Origin of the sequence: Burkholderia sp. 22313 (assembly GCF_052045245.1) — a bacterium.
Taxonomy (GTDB): domain Bacteria; phylum Pseudomonadota; class Gammaproteobacteria; order Burkholderiales; family Burkholderiaceae; genus Burkholderia.
In genome coordinates this window covers 1-14,900 of the sequence record NZ_JBQEON010000047.1, presented here as the reverse complement: position 1 = coordinate 14,900, position 14,900 = coordinate 1, and the positions used below count along the sequence as shown (strand labels likewise).

The 14,900-nt window shown below is 65.3% G+C and carries 15 protein-coding genes; 13 read left to right on the top strand and 2 right to left on the bottom strand.

The annotated features are described in order from the left end of the window. The first annotated feature begins 131 nt into the window (after positions 1-131). Positions 132-782: an OmpA family protein gene (locus ACTJKF_RS28445; protein ID WP_440628136.1), complete on the top strand. Its 651-nt coding sequence runs from the start codon at positions 132-134 to the stop codon at positions 780-782. A 204-nt stretch (positions 783-986) separates the two neighbouring features. Here the strand turns inward: ACTJKF_RS28445 and ACTJKF_RS28440 are convergent, their stop codons facing one another. After that, a complete protein-coding gene (locus ACTJKF_RS28440) occupies positions 987-1,175 on the bottom strand; it encodes a hypothetical protein (RefSeq protein ID WP_440628134.1) in 189 nt (62 codons plus the stop codon). Between the two features lie 146 nt (positions 1,176-1,321). On the opposite strand from ACTJKF_RS28440, the gene ACTJKF_RS28435 reads away from it, so the two are divergent. The 12 genes from ACTJKF_RS28435 to ACTJKF_RS28380 all read left to right on the top strand — a co-directional run bounded on the left by ACTJKF_RS28435 (position 1,322) and on the right by ACTJKF_RS28380 (position 12,546). Next, positions 1,322-1,537 (top strand): DUF3820 family protein, encoded by a 216-nt coding sequence (locus ACTJKF_RS28435; protein WP_057928232.1) that lies wholly within the window; start codon positions 1,322-1,324, stop codon positions 1,535-1,537. Positions 1,538-1,753: 216 nt separating this feature from the next. Continuing rightward, a complete protein-coding gene (locus tag ACTJKF_RS28430; protein ID WP_440628132.1) occupies positions 1,754-2,263 on the top strand; it encodes a DUF1269 domain-containing protein in 510 nt (169 codons plus the stop codon). Between the two features lie 239 nt (positions 2,264-2,502). Next, complete coding sequence (locus tag ACTJKF_RS28425; protein WP_440628173.1) at positions 2,503-3,018, top strand: hypothetical protein; 516 nt, start codon at positions 2,503-2,505, stop codon at positions 3,016-3,018. 371 nt (positions 3,019-3,389) lie between these two features. After that, the gene (locus tag ACTJKF_RS28420; RefSeq protein ID WP_440628130.1) at positions 3,390-4,538 is read left to right on the top strand and encodes a c-type cytochrome; all 1,149 of its coding nucleotides are present in this window, start codon (positions 3,390-3,392) and stop codon (positions 4,536-4,538) included. A gap of 13 nt (positions 4,539-4,551) precedes the next feature. Beyond that, positions 4,552-6,312, top strand: coding sequence for a cytochrome c oxidase subunit I (gene ctaD, locus ACTJKF_RS28415; RefSeq protein WP_440628128.1), 1,761 nt, complete (start codon positions 4,552-4,554; stop codon positions 6,310-6,312). Then, positions 6,309-6,920, top strand: coding sequence for a cytochrome c oxidase subunit 3 (locus ACTJKF_RS28410; RefSeq protein WP_440628126.1), 612 nt, complete (start codon positions 6,309-6,311; stop codon positions 6,918-6,920). Before ctaD ends, ACTJKF_RS28410 begins: the two co-directional genes overlap by 4 nt. Beyond that, complete coding sequence (locus tag ACTJKF_RS28405; RefSeq protein WP_440628124.1) at positions 6,917-7,648, top strand: heme-copper oxidase subunit III family protein; 732 nt, start codon at positions 6,917-6,919, stop codon at positions 7,646-7,648. The genes ACTJKF_RS28410 and ACTJKF_RS28405 overlap by 4 nt, the downstream gene beginning before the upstream one ends. Positions 7,649-7,656: 8 nt before the next feature. Beyond that, complete coding sequence (locus tag ACTJKF_RS28400) at positions 7,657-7,998, top strand: cytochrome C oxidase subunit IV family protein (protein WP_440628122.1); 342 nt, start codon at positions 7,657-7,659, stop codon at positions 7,996-7,998. Between the two features lie 158 nt (positions 7,999-8,156). Then, a complete protein-coding gene (locus ACTJKF_RS28395; protein ID WP_440628120.1) occupies positions 8,157-8,471 on the top strand; it encodes a high-potential iron-sulfur protein in 315 nt (104 codons plus the stop codon). A gap of 244 nt (positions 8,472-8,715) precedes the next feature. After that, positions 8,716-9,630 carry a LysR substrate-binding domain-containing protein gene (locus tag ACTJKF_RS28390; RefSeq protein WP_440628118.1) on the top strand — a complete coding sequence of 305 codons (915 nt, stop codon included), beginning with the start codon at positions 8,716-8,718 and terminating at the stop codon, positions 9,628-9,630. Between the two features lie 184 nt (positions 9,631-9,814). Beyond that, positions 9,815-11,089 carry a dicarboxylate/amino acid:cation symporter gene (locus ACTJKF_RS28385; RefSeq protein ID WP_440628116.1) on the top strand — a complete coding sequence of 425 codons (1,275 nt, stop codon included), beginning with the start codon at positions 9,815-9,817 and terminating at the stop codon, positions 11,087-11,089. Then, positions 11,086-12,546, top strand: a complete 1,461-nt coding sequence (locus ACTJKF_RS28380) for an amino acid racemase (RefSeq protein WP_440628114.1) — start codon at positions 11,086-11,088, stop codon at positions 12,544-12,546. Before ACTJKF_RS28385 ends, ACTJKF_RS28380 begins: the two co-directional genes overlap by 4 nt. A 220-nt stretch (positions 12,547-12,766) precedes the next feature. Here ACTJKF_RS28380 and ltrA read toward each other — a convergent pair whose 3' ends face one another. Then, complete coding sequence (gene ltrA, locus ACTJKF_RS28375) at positions 12,767-14,290, bottom strand: group II intron reverse transcriptase/maturase (RefSeq protein WP_440621833.1); 1,524 nt, start codon at positions 14,288-14,290, stop codon at positions 12,767-12,769. Positions 14,291-14,900: the final 610 nt, after the last annotated feature.

The window sequence follows — 14,900 nt, the reverse complement described above, 5'->3', positions numbered from 1 at the left end:
GTTCGTTCCGGCTCGCACGGCCGGCGCGGACCGCGTCGAACGCACACGCACACGCACACGCACACGCACGCGGATGCGGCCGCGCCATCGCGCCGCCCGCGCCGCACCCATCGCATTCTCGGAGTAACCAAGTGAAAAACATCCATCTTGCACTGCTGGCGTCCGTCGTTTCCCTCGCTGCCTGCTCGAGTGCGTCGGGGCCGACGTACAACGCCTACGAACTGCAGCCTCGCGACGGCATCCGGACCTTTCGCGTCGACTGCCACGGGATCCTGTCGAGCGCGAAGACCTGCATGAAGGTTGCGACCCGCATGTGCGGCAACGAGGCCGTGCGTGTGGTCGATTCCACGACGCCGTACCGCGACGGCGCCGATCCGCACTCGATGGTGTTTCAGTGCGGTGCCGCACCGGCGCCGGCCGCCGCGGCCGCCGCGCCGGTCGAGAAGGTGAGCCTGACGGGCGACGCGTATTTCGCGACCGACTCGGCGGTGCTGACGTCCGCCGCCACCACCGCGCTCGACACGCTGCTGAACCAGCAGGGCGACAAGCATTTCTCGCGCGTGGAAGTGGACGGCTATACCGACGCGACCGGCTCGGACGCGCACAACCAGGCGTTGTCGAAGCGCCGGGCCGACGCTGTCGCGGGGTATCTGCGCGAACACGGGCTGAAGGCGGATGCGTTCGCCGCGACGGGGCATGGAGAGGCGAACCCGGCGGCATCGAACGAGACCGCCGACGGGCGGGCGCGCAATCGCCGGGTCGAAATTTCGCTGCGGAAATAAGCCGCGGCGGCCGCGTTGCCGCACGCGTGGCCGTCGCAAGCGAATGGCTTGCTGGCGGCAGCGGCGCCGTCCGGTGACGCCGGCTGTCGCGGCAGGCAACGCGTCACGCGGGGCGTGTGCGGCGTCGCCGTCGTCGCACAGACGACGTTGCCGCACGACGACGCGCGGCCGGCACGCCTGCCCTCATTCGCCGCGGGCAGCGGATCAGTGCCGGATCACGCAGACGGCCACGATTTCGTATCCGGGGTCGGCATGCGTGTTGGCGGCCTTTTCCGCTTCTTCATACGAACCAAAGGACGTGGCACTTTCAATGGCCGGTGCCATGCCGATGTCGCCGTCCTCCGCGGCGCAGAGAAACTGCTCACCGGTCTTCACGACGTACATGGACATCATGATTCCCTCCATCGTTTGCAGGGGGAAATTCCAGTCTAGCAGGCAGGAAGCGGGGCAGCGGTTCGCCGCGCCGTTTCCGTGCGGTCCCGGCCGGATGCAGGCCGTGGCGCGCGTGCGCGAGCGAAAAAGCCGGGCACAATACCGGCATGCGAGCCCCAGATCTTGAATGCCTTGTCACCGTCACCATGCCCTTCGGCAAATACAAGGGTCGGCTCATCGCCGACCTGCCCGGGCCCTACCTCAACTGGCTGGCGCGCGAAGGATTCCCGCGCGGCGAAATCGGCCGGCAACTCGCGCTGATGCACGAGATCGACCATAACGGGCTGAGGAGCCTGCTGGAGCCGCTGCGCAAGCGCGGCTAGCGCCAACCCGCCGCCATCGACGCAGCCGGCTCGTTGTCACGCGCACGGGTCACGCGTGTTGAACGACCGCACCGGGGCGGGATCGTTCGTTCGACGAAGTTCGCGTGTGTTGCGGCGCCAACGCGCGTATACGCGCGGGCACCGCAGCGCCGATGCTGACATAAAATAGAGCATGCTCTGTTGCGTATGAGCTGATGGCAAAAGAGGGGTGCCAACATGAGACGCCTTTATTTTCTCGTACCCGATACGAAGATGGCGAAGGCGATCGTCGATGACTTGCTGCGCGCGCGCATCATCTGGCGCCATATTCACGTTCTCGCCGATCACAGCGTCACACTCGATCAGTTACCCGAAGCATCGCTGTTGCAAAGCAGCGACGTCGTGCATGCGCTCGAGCGCGGCGTCGCACTCGGCGGCGCGACAGGCGCGCTTATCGGTCTCGTCGCGCTGGTATTTCCCCCCGCGGAGCTCGTGATCGCGGGCGGCGCCGTCGTCGCGTTGACGGTGGCGGGGGCGGGCTTCGGGGCGTGGACGGCCGGGATGATCGGCATCGCCGAGCCGAATGTGCGGCTCGCGCGCTTTCGCGACGCGATCAAGGAAGGCCAGATCCTGATCATGGCCGACGTGCCGCCGCTGCGAGAGCAGGAAATCGAGGAGATGGTCGCCCAGCATTTTCCCAATGCGAACCGGGAGGGCGGCGAGTGCACGACGCCGATCTTCCCCTGACACGCGAACAACCGCATACAAGAACATCGGCGCACCTCGACGCGACTCGCTGAACACGCGAGTGCGCGGCCGCGACCCTGGGCGGCATGCCGGCGCCTTTCGATGCGGCGCACCGCCTTTCGTGCCGTGCGCCGGCGCCGTGTCCGGCCTTTCCGAATCGCGCACGGGGCGTACTGTCCGACGCGAATGGCGCCTTCTGAACCTGAGTGCTGAAGCTGAACCGTCAGCAAGGAGGTCGTATGGAACTGCACATGCAATCACACCATTGGGAGCGACGCACGCCCGACTGGATCTCCGCTGCCGTGGCCGGTCTGGCGGGCGGCGCGCTGGTGATCGCGCTGGAATTCTTCTGGTCGACCCTGGTGATCGGTGAAAGCCCGTGGCAACCGACGCACAAGATCGCGGCGATGGTGATGGGCCGCAGTGCGCTCGGCCAGATGTCGCAATTCAGCCTCGAAATCGTCGCGATGGCGCTGCTGCTGCACTACGTGCTCGGTGCGGTCATGGGAATGATGCTCGCCGCGATCATGGCACCGTTCCGCTTCGATTCGAGCGTCGGCATGGAGGCGGTCATCGGGCTGGCGTTCGGCATCGTCGCGTATGGGTGGAACTTCTACGTGATGACGGCCGTGTTCCCGTGGTTCGTCTCGGAACGGGGTTCGGGCCCCTTGCTGGCAAACCTGCTGTTCGGCGTGGTCGCCGCCGTCGCGTACGGCCGGCTGGAGCGATGGCGCAGGCTGAGCAGGGGGGACTGACGCGGCGCCTTGATTCCCGCCTTGCCGCCTGGAATACCCGGCGGCCCGGGCGACGGCCGCGTCGGCAACCGATGCCGGAAGCGGCCGTTGTGCCTGCCGTCGCGACCTGCGACGCCGCCCGCCAGGCGGTTCGGGGTTGGGGCGCGCTTCCCCGTTGCGCTGCCTTGCACGACGCGGAGCCGGGGACTACCTTTTCTTTAGAGCCGTGACGGACATATCGGCGCAAACAACGCAAACAACGCAAACAACGCAAACAACGCAAACAACGCAAACAACGCAAACAACGAATACGCAGCACGGTAACGCGGCACGACGCGCCGGGCGCGTCGTGCCGGAGGGGCACCGGCGAGTGACACGCAGCGAGGCGGCCTATGGCCCTTGCGATTGCTCTGGTCCTGATCATCGCATTGGCGGTGGGGTTTCACTTTGCCAGTCCGTGGTGGATCACGCCGATCGCGTCGAACTGGGTGCGCATGGACGACATGCTGGCGATCACGCTCGTCATCACCGGCGCGTTCTTCATCGCGATCAACCTGTTCATCGCGATCGCGCTGGTGCGCTTCCGCCACCGCAGCGGTCATCGCGCCGCCTACGAGCCGCACAACAAGCGGCTGGAATGGTGGCTGATCGGCCTGACCTCGATCGGCGTGGCCGCGTTGCTGGCACCGGGGCTGTTCGTCTATGCGGACTACATCCGGCCGCCGCCCAAGGTGCTGCAGATGGAAGTGCTCGGCCAGCAATGGCAGTGGCGCTTCCGCTTTGCCGGGCCGGGCGGCAAGCTGGGTACGACGGACGTGCGCTACATCAGCAACGACAACCCGTTCGGCCTGAACCCCGGCGACCCCAACGGTCGCGACAACTACCTGATCGAGGCGCCCGAGGTGCACTTGCCGCTCAACCGGCCGGTCCAGGTCCTGACACGGTCGCGCGACGTGCTGCACGACTTCTACGTCCCGCCGTTTCGTGCGCGCATGAACATGGTGCCGGGCATGGTGACCACCTTCTGGTTCACGCCGACCAAGGCAGGGCGTTACGACATCCTGTGCGCGCAGCTCTGCGGGATCGGGCACTCGAACATGCGCGGCGTGGTGGTGGTGGAAGACGAAGCGTCGTTCTCGCGCTGGCTCGCGCGGCAGCCCACCTTCGCGCAGCGGCAGCAGGCCGCCGTGCAGGCCGCACCGGCCGCCGCGGGCGGCAGCGGCCAGGCGCTTGTCGAGCTGGGCAAGACGCTCGCGGCGGCCAAGGGCTGCGTCGCCTGCCATACCGTGAACGGCAGCCCGCTCGTGGGCCCGACCTGGAAGGGCTTGTACGGCAAGACCGAGACGATGGCCGACGGCAGCACCGCGAAGGTGGACGAAGCCTATCTGCGCGCGTTCATCAGCAACCCGACGGCCCGCGTCGTGAAGGGTTTCTCGCCGATCATGCCGCACTTCGACCTGAGCGACCAGGAACTGACCGCGCTGGTGGCCTACATCAAGGCGCAAGGCGGGCCGGACGCCGGCAGCGCGGCCCGGCGCTAGCGGAGCAGATGCCATGACGTACGCGCACCCCGACCACGCCCCGCGCAGCTTCTGGACCCGTTATGTCTGGAGCCAGGACCACAAGGTCATCGCCGTGCAGTATGCGCTGACGGCCATCGCCATCGGCCTGGTCGGCCTGGTGTTGTCGGACCTGATGCGGCTGCAGCTCGGCTTCCCCGGCAAGTTCGCATTCATCGACGCGAACCACTACTACCAGTTCGTCACCATGCACGGGATGATCATGGTGATCTACCTGCTGACCGCGCTGTTCCTGGGCGGCTTCGGCAACTACCTGATCCCGCTGATGCTGGGCGCGCGCGACATGGTGTTCCCGTTCCTCAACATGCTGAGCTACTGGGTCTACCTGGTGGCCGTGCTGGTGCTGGTGGCGAGCTTCTTCGTGCCGGGCGGGCCGACCGGCGCGGGCTGGACGCTGTATCCGCCGCAGGCCATCCTGCCGGGCACGCCGGGGGTCGAATGGGGCATCGTGCTGATGCTGGTGTCGCTGGCGATCTTCATCGTCGCGGCGACGATGGGCGGCCTGAACTACGTCACCACCACGCTGCAGGCACGCACGCGCGGCATGACGCTGATGCGCATGCCGCTCACGGTGTGGGGCATCTTCATCGCGACCATCATGGCGCTGCTGGCGTTTCCGGCGTTGTTCGTGTCCGCGGTGATGATGCTGTTCGACCGGACGCTCGGCACCAGCTTCTTCGTGCCGGCCGTCGTGTCGATGGGGCAAACGCTCAAGCACGCCGGCGGCAGCCCGCTGCTGTTCCAGCACCTGTTCTGGTTCTTCGGGCATCCGGAGGTCTACATCGTCGCGCTGCCGGCCTTCGGCATTGCGTCGGACCTCATCAGCACGCACGCGCGCAAGAGCATCTTCGGCTACCGGATGATGGTGTGGGCGATCGTCATGATCGGCGCGTTGAGCTTCGTGGTCTGGGCCCACCACATGTTCATCGCCGGCATGAATCCGTACTTCGGCTTCTTCTTCGCCACCACCACGCTCATCATCGCCGTGCCGACCGCGCTCAAGGTCTACAACTGGGTGCTGACGCTGTGGCGCGGCGATATCCACCTGACCGTGCCGATGCTGTTCGCGATCGGCTTCATCAGTACCTTCGTGCTGGGCGGGCTGACCGGGCTCTACCTCGGCAACGTGAGCGTGGACATTCCGCTGTCGAACACGTACTTCGTGGTCGCGCACTTCCATATGGTGATGGCCGTGTCGCCGATCCTGGTGGTGTTCGGCGGCCTCTACCACTGGTATCCGAAGGTGACGGGCCGCATGCTCGACGACACGCTCGGGCGCGTGCACTTCTGGGTCACCTTCGTCGGCACCTATGCGATCTACTTCCCGATGCACTATCTCGGCATCCTGGGCATGCCGCGACGGTATTACGCGTATCAGGGCTACAGTTTCATTCCGCATTCGGCGCAGACGCTCAACGCCTTCATCACCGTCGTCGCGCTGATCGTCGCGGCGGCGCAACTCCTGTTCCTGTTCAACCTGGCGTGGAGCCTCGTGCGTGGCAAGCGTGCCGATGGCAACCCGTGGCGCGCCACCACGCTGGAATGGCAGACGCCGCAAACGCCGCCGGCGCACGGCAACTGGGGCGCCGCGCTGCCGGTCGTCTACCGCTGGGCCTACGAATACAGCCCGCCGGGGCAGGAGGAGGACTTCGTCCCGCAAAACCAGCCGCCCGCGACGGCACCCGAACCCGAGCCGGCCCGGCCGACATTGCACCCCGGCGAGGCACACGAATGACCACGCTGCCGCGCCCCTTCGCTCCCGACGCGCGACCCGTCGCACCGAATGCGGGCCGCACGGGCCTGCTCGTCTTCATGGCAGTGGCCACGACCTTGTTTTCCCTGCTGCTGCTCGCCTATGGCATGCGCATGCGCGAGCCCGACTGGCAGCCGATCCCGCATCCGGCGCTGCTGTGGTGGAACACCGGCGCGCTGGCGCTGGCAAGCGTCGCGATGCAGCGTGCCCGGCAGCTGACCTTGCACCGCATGGCGTGGCTGGTATCCGGCGGGGTGCTGGCGGCGCTGTTCGTGATCGGGCAACTGAGCGCCTGGCGCCTGCTGTCCGCGGCCGGGCAGACCATCGACGTCAATCCTTCCAACAGCTTCCTCTACCTGCTCACCGGCCTGCACGCGTTGCACGTGCTGGGCGGGCTGGTGGCCTGGGCCGTCACGATCGTGCCGGCGCGGCGCGCGGACCCGTTCCAGGCCCGGCGTGCCATCGCGCTGTGCGCGACCTACTGGCATTTCCTGCTGGCGGTCTGGCTCGTGCTGCTGGCGGCGATGTGGTGGATCACCCCCGGGATCGTCGCCGCCCTCTGCGGGCCGCCGTATGGAGCCGCGCCATGACCTCGCCCACGCTGCGCTCCGAATCCGCCGGCGAATCGGCCGGCGAATCGGCCGACACCGCGCCGGCCGACGCCGGGCCCGACGGCTGGCGCGGCATCGTCACGGACTGGTCGGCCGACCGCGCAGCCTTCAAGGTGCCGTGGGGCAAGGCGATGATGTGGATCTTCCTGCTGTCGGACACCTTCGTCTTCAGCAGCTTCCTGATCGGCTACATGACGGTGCGCATGTCGACCACGGCGCCGTGGCCCGATACCGCGAAGGTGTTCGGGCTCACCGTGGGCGGCGTGGAAGTGCCGTTGCTGCTGATCGCCATCATGACGTTCACGCTGATCAGCAGCAGCGGCACCATGGCGATGGCCGTCAACTTCGGCTACCGGCGCAACGCCCGGCCCGCCGCCGCGCTGTTGCTGGCGACCGCGCTGCTGGGCGCGACCTTCCTGTCGCTGCAGGCCTTCGAATGGAGCAACCTGATCTTCCGGGAAGGCATCCGCCCGTGGGGCAACCCGCTGGGCGCGGCACAGTTCGGCGCGTGCTTCTTCACGATCACCGGGTTCCACGGCTTTCACGTGACCTGCGGCGTGATCTACCTGTTGCTGATCGCACGCAAGATCCTGCAGCCGGGGTTTACCGAGCACGGCAACTTCCAGATCGTCGAGATTGCCGGCTTGTACTGGCACTTCGTCGACCTGGTGTGGGTGTTCATCTTCGCGTTGTTCTATTTGTGGTGAGGCAGGCCATGGACCACTCCGATCCCGCCGATCGACCCCACGCCGCGCACGGCCAGCAGCATCCGATCGGCCTCTACCTGAAGATCTGGGGCCTGCTGTTCGTGCTGAGCACGCTGTCGTACCTGGTGGATTACTTCAACGTGCAGGGCCTGCCGCGCTGGGTGCTGATCGTCGTGCTGATGATCGCCAAGGCCGGGCTGATCGTGTCGATCTTCATGCACATGATGTGGGAACGGCTGGCGCTGGTGTACGCGATCCTGATCCCGCCGCTGTGCCTGCTGGTGCTCATGGTGCTGATGGCCGCCGAAGCGCATCATACGTTCGGCATGCGGGCACTCTTCTTCCACTGACCCCGGCGCCCGCCGTGCACCGGACGACGGGCGCTTCGCATGGCGGCGGGCACGATACGTGCGCCATCGACCGACCCCGTTTCGGGACGGACGGCGTCCCGTCATCGGGGAACGACGCTTCCGGACGTCCGTTCACGCAAACTTCAACGGAGAACCCCATGAGATCTTCACGCCGTAGCTTCATTGCAGCCACCACCCTTCTTGCCTCCGCGCTGGCCGTTGGACGTCGCGCGGTGGCGGCGGATGCCGGTGTCGTGCAGGAATCCGATGCAAATGCCCAGGCGCTCGGTTACAAGACGGATGCCAGCCGGGTCGACCATGCGAAGTTCCCGAAGTTTCAGGCGGGCCAGGCCTGTGCGAACTGCCAGTTCTTCCAGGGCAAGACCGGCGCCGCGACGGGACCGTGCCTTGTTTTCGCCGGCAAGCAGGTCAGTGCGAAAGGCTGGTGCAACTCTTATACGAAAAAGGCGTAGCGAAGCAGGGAGGGCCTGCTGGCCGTGCAGCTGAAACGCCGGTGTCGGCGAGGCTGTCGTCTGCGAGCATCGTCCCGTCGACGACGATGCCGAACGACGGCGTCCGGATCGGTCACGGCCACCGGGGCGACGGCCGACGCGGTGCGCGGGATCGAGCACATACAATGTGTGCGTCTGCCGGCCTGTGCTTCCCCCGACCTGGGGCACGCGCAGGCCGATCCCCCCGCGACCCTCCAAGGCCAACATGGAAATCAAATGGATCGAGGATTTCCTCGCGCTCGCGCAATACCAGAGCTTTTCCCGCGCGGCTGAATTTCGCAACGTCACGCAGTCGGGCTTCAGCCGCCGGATCCAGTCGCTCGAGCAGTGGATCGGCGCCGAACTGATCGACCGCAGCAGCTTCCCGCCGGTGCTCACGCCGGCCGGGCGCCTGTTTCGCGAGACGGCCGAAGACGTGCTCAGCCGCCTGTTCGACACGCGGGCCATCATCCGCACCGAGCAGCGGATCGCCGGCAAGAGCCTGCAGATCGCCGCGGGCCACACGATCGCGCTGAGTTTCCTGCCGGCCTGGCTCAAGGCGCTGGCCCCGCATTTCGGCGAAGTGCGGGCGCGCGTCATTCCGACCAACGTCCATGACTCGATCCTGATGCTCGTCAACGGCAACTGCGAGCTGATGTTTGCCTATCACCATCCGGAGCTGCCGCTTCATCTCGACCCCGCAAAATACGAGCACCTGACGGTGGGCCTCGACACGTTGATGCCCGCGTGCCGGCCGAACCGGCGCTCGGCGCCCGCGTTTCGCCTGCCCGGAACGAAGCAGAGCCCGCTGCCGCTGATTTCGTACACGGAAACCAGCTACTTCGGTCGCTGCCTCGCGCTGCTGCTCGGCCGTGCACCGGATGCCCCGGCCTTGCAACTGCACTACGAATCCGACATGGCCGAAGTGCTGAAAAAACTCGTGATGGAAGGCGAGGGCATCGCATGGCTGCCCCGCAGCGCGATCGCCGCCGAACTGGCGACCGGCGAACTCGTGCCGGCCGGGCCGGCGGCGTGGAACCTGGAAGTCGAGCTGCGCGTGTATCGCGACGTGTCGAACCGCAGCGAATTCCTGGACACGCTCTGGCAGCATCTGCGCGCGGCGCCTTCCCGGCCAGGATAAGCAAGGGTTTTCCCGCCTTATGCGGAACTCGCATACCGCCATGTTGCACCGGCATCACGGATTTTTTGACCCTCCCTACCATTCGTTCCAGCGGCAACTGTGACGCTTGACCGGCGTCGCGCGGCCTTCTTCGCAGCGCTCGTTCGCCTCCCGGCGGCCGGGTGCCACCCAAGGACGGATGGACATGAAAAATCGCCTTACCCTGAGCATTGCAATCGGCATGATCCTCGGTGTCGTCGCCGGTTATGCGTGCCACGCCAGCATAGCGGACCCGGCCACGCTCAAGGCGGTCGCCGGCTATTTCTCGATCGTCACCGACATCTTCCTGCGCCTGATCAAGATGATCATCGCGCCGCTGGTGTTCGTCACGCTCGTGTCCGGCCTGGCCGGCATGGACAGCGGCGAGGACGTCGGACGCATCGGCCTGCGCTCGATCGGGTGGTTCCTCTGCGCGTCGCTGATGTCGCTGAGCCTCGGCCTCGTCATGGCCAATGCGCTGCAGCCGGGCGCCGGGCTGAACCTCACCGAAACCGCCGGCGAGGTCAACACCGGCCTGAATACCGCCGCGCTGAACGCGCGGGACGTGATCACGCATGCGTTCCCGACCAGCCTGCTCGACGCGATGGCGCGCAACGACATCCTGCAGATCCTGGTGTTCTCGATCTTTCTCGGCGTCGCGCTGAGTGCGCTGAAGCACGACAGGCGCGTCGGCGTCGTGATCCAGTCGATCGACGGCATGGTGCCGGTGATGCTGCGCCTGACGAACTACGTGATGCGCGCGGCGCCGCTCGGCGTATTCGGCGCGATTGCCGCGTCGGTCACGCTGCGCGGGCTCGATGTGATCGTCACGTATGGCAAGCTGATCGGCGCGTTCTACCTCGGCCTGCTCGTGCTCTGGACGATCCTGATCGGCGCCGGCTACGTGTTTCTCGGGCGACGCGTCGGCAGCCTGCTGAAGGCCGTGCGCGAACCCGCGCTGATCGCCTTCTCGACCGCGAGCAGCGAGGCCGCGTATCCGCGCCTGACCGAGCAGCTCGAGAAGTTCGGCGTCGACAAGAAGGTCGTGGGCTTCACGCTGCCGCTCGGCTATGCGTTCAACCTGGACGGCTCGATGATGTATCAGGCGTTCGCCGCGATCTTCATCGCGCAAGCGTTCGGCGTGCACATGCCGCTGTCGCAGCAGGTCTTCATGCTGCTGGTGCTGATGCTGAGCAGCAAGGGCATGGCGAGCGTGCCGCGCGGCTCGGTGGTCGTCGTCGCGGCGGTCGCGCCGATGTTCCATCTGCCGGTGGCCGGCGTCGCGATGGTCCTCGCGATCGACCAGATCCTCGACATGGGCCGCACGATGACGAACGTGATCGGCAACAGCGTGGCGACGGCGGTGATCGCGAAGTGGGAGAGCCGGCGCGCCGCGAAGTCGGAAGGCGCCGGGTTCGAGCAGCCGGAGCTGAACGCATGATGCGCACGGATCACATGAATGCCCGGCGGAAATTCGGCGTGATCGGCGGCCTCGGGCCGCTCGGCAGCGCCGACGTGTTCTTCAAGATGGTGAAGGCGACGCCGGCGTCGTCGGACGAGGAGCACGTCGAGATGATTTTCGAGCAGCACCCGTTCAAGGGGGCGGGGTCGGGCAGTGCGGCGACGATCGAACGCAAGCTGTACGTGTTCGACATGATCCGGCGGTTCGAGCAGCGTGGCGTGACGACCGTCGTGCTGCCGTGTTTCCTGAGCCATACGTTCATCGACGAGCTGAAGGCGAACACCCGCCTGCCGATCGTGGATATCGTCGAAGCGGTGCGCAGCCATGTGCGGCGCAAGTATCCGGACGCGACGCGCATCGGCGTGCTGGCGTCCGATTACGTGCGGGACAAGCGCCTGTTCGACGTGTATTTCCCGTCACCGCAATTCGACATCGTCTATCCGCGGTCGCACGAGGGTATCGATCTCGTGACCGAAGCGATCTACGGCGCCGACGGCATCAAGCGCGGCAATCTGCGCGGCCGTCCGGTCGAGCTGTTGCGCCGCGCGTGCGAGGACCTGGCCGACCAGGGCGTGCAGGTGATCGTCCCCGGCCTGACCGAGATCGCGCTGGTCGCCGATGAAATCGGCCCGCAGCGCGTGCCGCTCGTGGATTCGAATCTGGCGTATGCGCAGTACGCGGTGACCGGGCAGCCGGATGCGCGTGCGGCGACGTTCAAGATCGGCGTGGTCGGTGGCGTCGGCCCGGCCGCGACGGTCGATTTTCTGGACAAGATCGTGCGCAACACGCCGGCGTCGCGCGATCAGGACCATGTCAAGCTGCTGGTCGAACAGAATCCGCAGATCCCCGATCGAACCGAGAACCTGGTGGGCGCCGGCGCGGATCCGACGGTCGCCCTGTACGCGACCTGCAAGAAGCTCGAGGATGGCGATGCCGACGTCATCGCGATTCCGTGCAACACCGCGCATGCGTTCGTCGAGCGGATTCAGCCGTACCTCGGCATTCCGATCGTGAACATGCTGACCGTCACGGTCGCCCACCTGCGCGACACCTGGCCGGCGTTGCGCGAGGTTGGTGTGCTGGCGACGTCCGGCACGATCGAAAGCGGGGTCTACCGGAAGGCGCTGGAATCGCAGGGGCTCCGGCAAGTGGCGCCGGCGCCCGCGTTGCAGGCGCGCGTGATGGAAGCGATCTACGGAAAGCGCGGTGTCAAGGCGGGCTTCACGACCGGACAGTGCGAGGACGATGTCGGTGCGGCCATCGACGCGTTGATTGCCGAGGGCGTGAGCGTGATCGTGCTCGGCTGTACCGAATTGCCGATTCTGTTGCCGGGCGGTGAATACGTCGCGCGCGACGGCCGGCGAGCGACGCTCGTCGATCCGACCGACGTGCTCGCGCGCGCGTGCATTGCGTATGCGATGGTGGGCGGCGGCTGAGCCCGGGATTGCCTGCGATGAAAGGCCGGGGAGGGTGGCGCTCGGCCATTCGTGGAAAAGTCGGGTAGCAGCGACGCATTGCTGCGCCGCCGCCCCCTAAGAACCGTACGTGCGAGTTTCCCCGCATACGGCTCAAGCCTCTATAAGGCCAGTGATTAAACCAACCCGGCGGCACCACGTACCGACCGGCCTATGTACCTGCTTCATGGCAGCGTGCAGACTAGCTGCGGCCGTTGCCCTTGCGACGTGCCCGGGAGATCCGACTTCGAATCGCAGCGCGCTGCGCAAAGTAGGTGTACCACTCACGATCGTAGGGATTGGCGTCCGATTGGACTTTCGGATGTCGTTCGATGGGTGTACTCGCCGCTGTCCGGAGAGACCGGAGGATAGGGCGTCCGTTATCGTCCACATGATCAGTGGCGACGGCAAATACCCATTGCCTTAGCCCAATCCGATGAAAGTAACGTTGCCGCACCCATTCCGCAGGCTTCTTGGGATGGCGTCGCTTGGCCCATTGCCATATTGCGTACCAGATATGGCTGTCCACGCGGGTGAAGGCTTCCTGTGCAACGACGTGACGGTGGTACATTGCCCAGCCGGTGATCACAGGATTGAGGGCGTCGATCAGCACGTCCTGCGGTGCTGGTCTTAGCCTTCGGATGATGTCTCGAACCTTTTGCAGGAAGGACTGCACGTTCTTCCGCGCCGGCTTGATAAGCAGTTTCTTGCCGTATCGCCGGACGTTCTGGCCAAGGAAATCATAGCCTTCCGTCAGGTGGGTGATCTTCGTCTTCTCCGGGGCGAGTTCCAGTCCTCGAGATGCAAGAAACGTGGTGACTGCCGGGGTGACTGTGTCCTGCAACACTTCCCGACTCACTCCAGTGATGACGAAGTCGTCGGCGTATCGCACGAGATTGACCTTGTGAGCTACGCGATGTGACGGATATTTGAAAACGGACGATAAAACCTTGTCCAGCCCGTTCAGCGCAAAGTTGGCGAGCACAGGGCTGATGATGCCGCCCTGTGGCGTCCCTTCGGTCGTCCTCGCGAATACACCGTCCTTCAAGTAACCGGCCCTCAGCCATTTCGCCAACACGGCCTTGTCCGTCGGCACGTGCTTTAAGAGCCACGCATGGTCGATGTTGTCGAAGCAGCCGCGGATGTCCGCTTCGAGAATCCACTGCGCCGAGACCCGTGCGCCCCGGTCTTTTGGGTTGCCGTGGTATCGGGCGTTCATGAAGCATTGCGCTATCGCGTCATGGGTAGATCGCTCTTTTCGGAATCCATAGGATTGTCCATCAGAGATCGTTTCGGATACGGGGTCGAGGGCGAGCAGGTGAAGGGCCTGCATCGCCCGATCTCGCATCGTGGGGATGCTCAGCGGGCGCAGCTTGCCGGTACTCTTGGGTATATAGATACGCTTCAGCGGCAGCGGTTGATACCCACACCGCGTCAGCGAGCCTATTGCCATGTATTTGGCATCCGGGGTCGACCAAAGCACTTTGTCAACGCCCGGTGTACGTTTGCCTTGGTTTTCCGTCACTCGTTTAACGGCTAACGCTTTGCCGTAGAACGAGGTGGTCAGTAGCCGTTGCAGAGCCTTGACCCTGTTCCAGCGACCGGCCTGTGTCGCCTTCACGATACGCGCTTGCATTCTTTTGACCATGGCGTGGGCCGCGTCCCAGTCGATGCTGTGCCACGACGTACCTTGGTCGGCCAGTGCACACGTTGACAGCCCGTTCATTTGCTTTCTCGCCTTCAAAGATTACGCAAGTTATCTCGTGATGAGAGACCAGTTGGAAGTCTGCCCACTTTCGTGTCGAGCGATGTTTCAGCTCGTATCCCGGCCATTACGGCCTGGCGTTCGCTTTCTCCAACCTCCTTTACCCGCTCCGCCCGCAGCCTCCCTCGCGGTTGGCCTGCCCCTGGGGGCGACGAGATGGGCTTACCCTGTTCCGCTGTCGCAACGGGATGACGACGGTTTCCTCTTTACGCCGGCGACACCGTGGTCTGCGTGCATTCACCACAGACTGAATGCACCCGGTCGCGTAGCTTTTGCCCTCAGCCTGTCAGCATCTTTGGCTGGACTGTAATCACGACGCTTGCGAGAATTCACTTCCGTTAACCGTGCCACCCGAGCCCTTCCGGCTCCCGCGTCGATGCTTGCAGGTGTCGCCTTCGCCTCGCGGCTCGGGCTAGGCCTTGCGGCCCCAGTCGTTGTCCTCGATGCTCCGCACCCCGCCGTTACCAGCGACGCACGATCGAGTAGGCTACTGCTGGCAGAACAGCAGGTCCCGTCCAATTGCTATTGGCGAGACAGTTGTGATAGCGACTTTGCAGGTCGCGCCTGTATG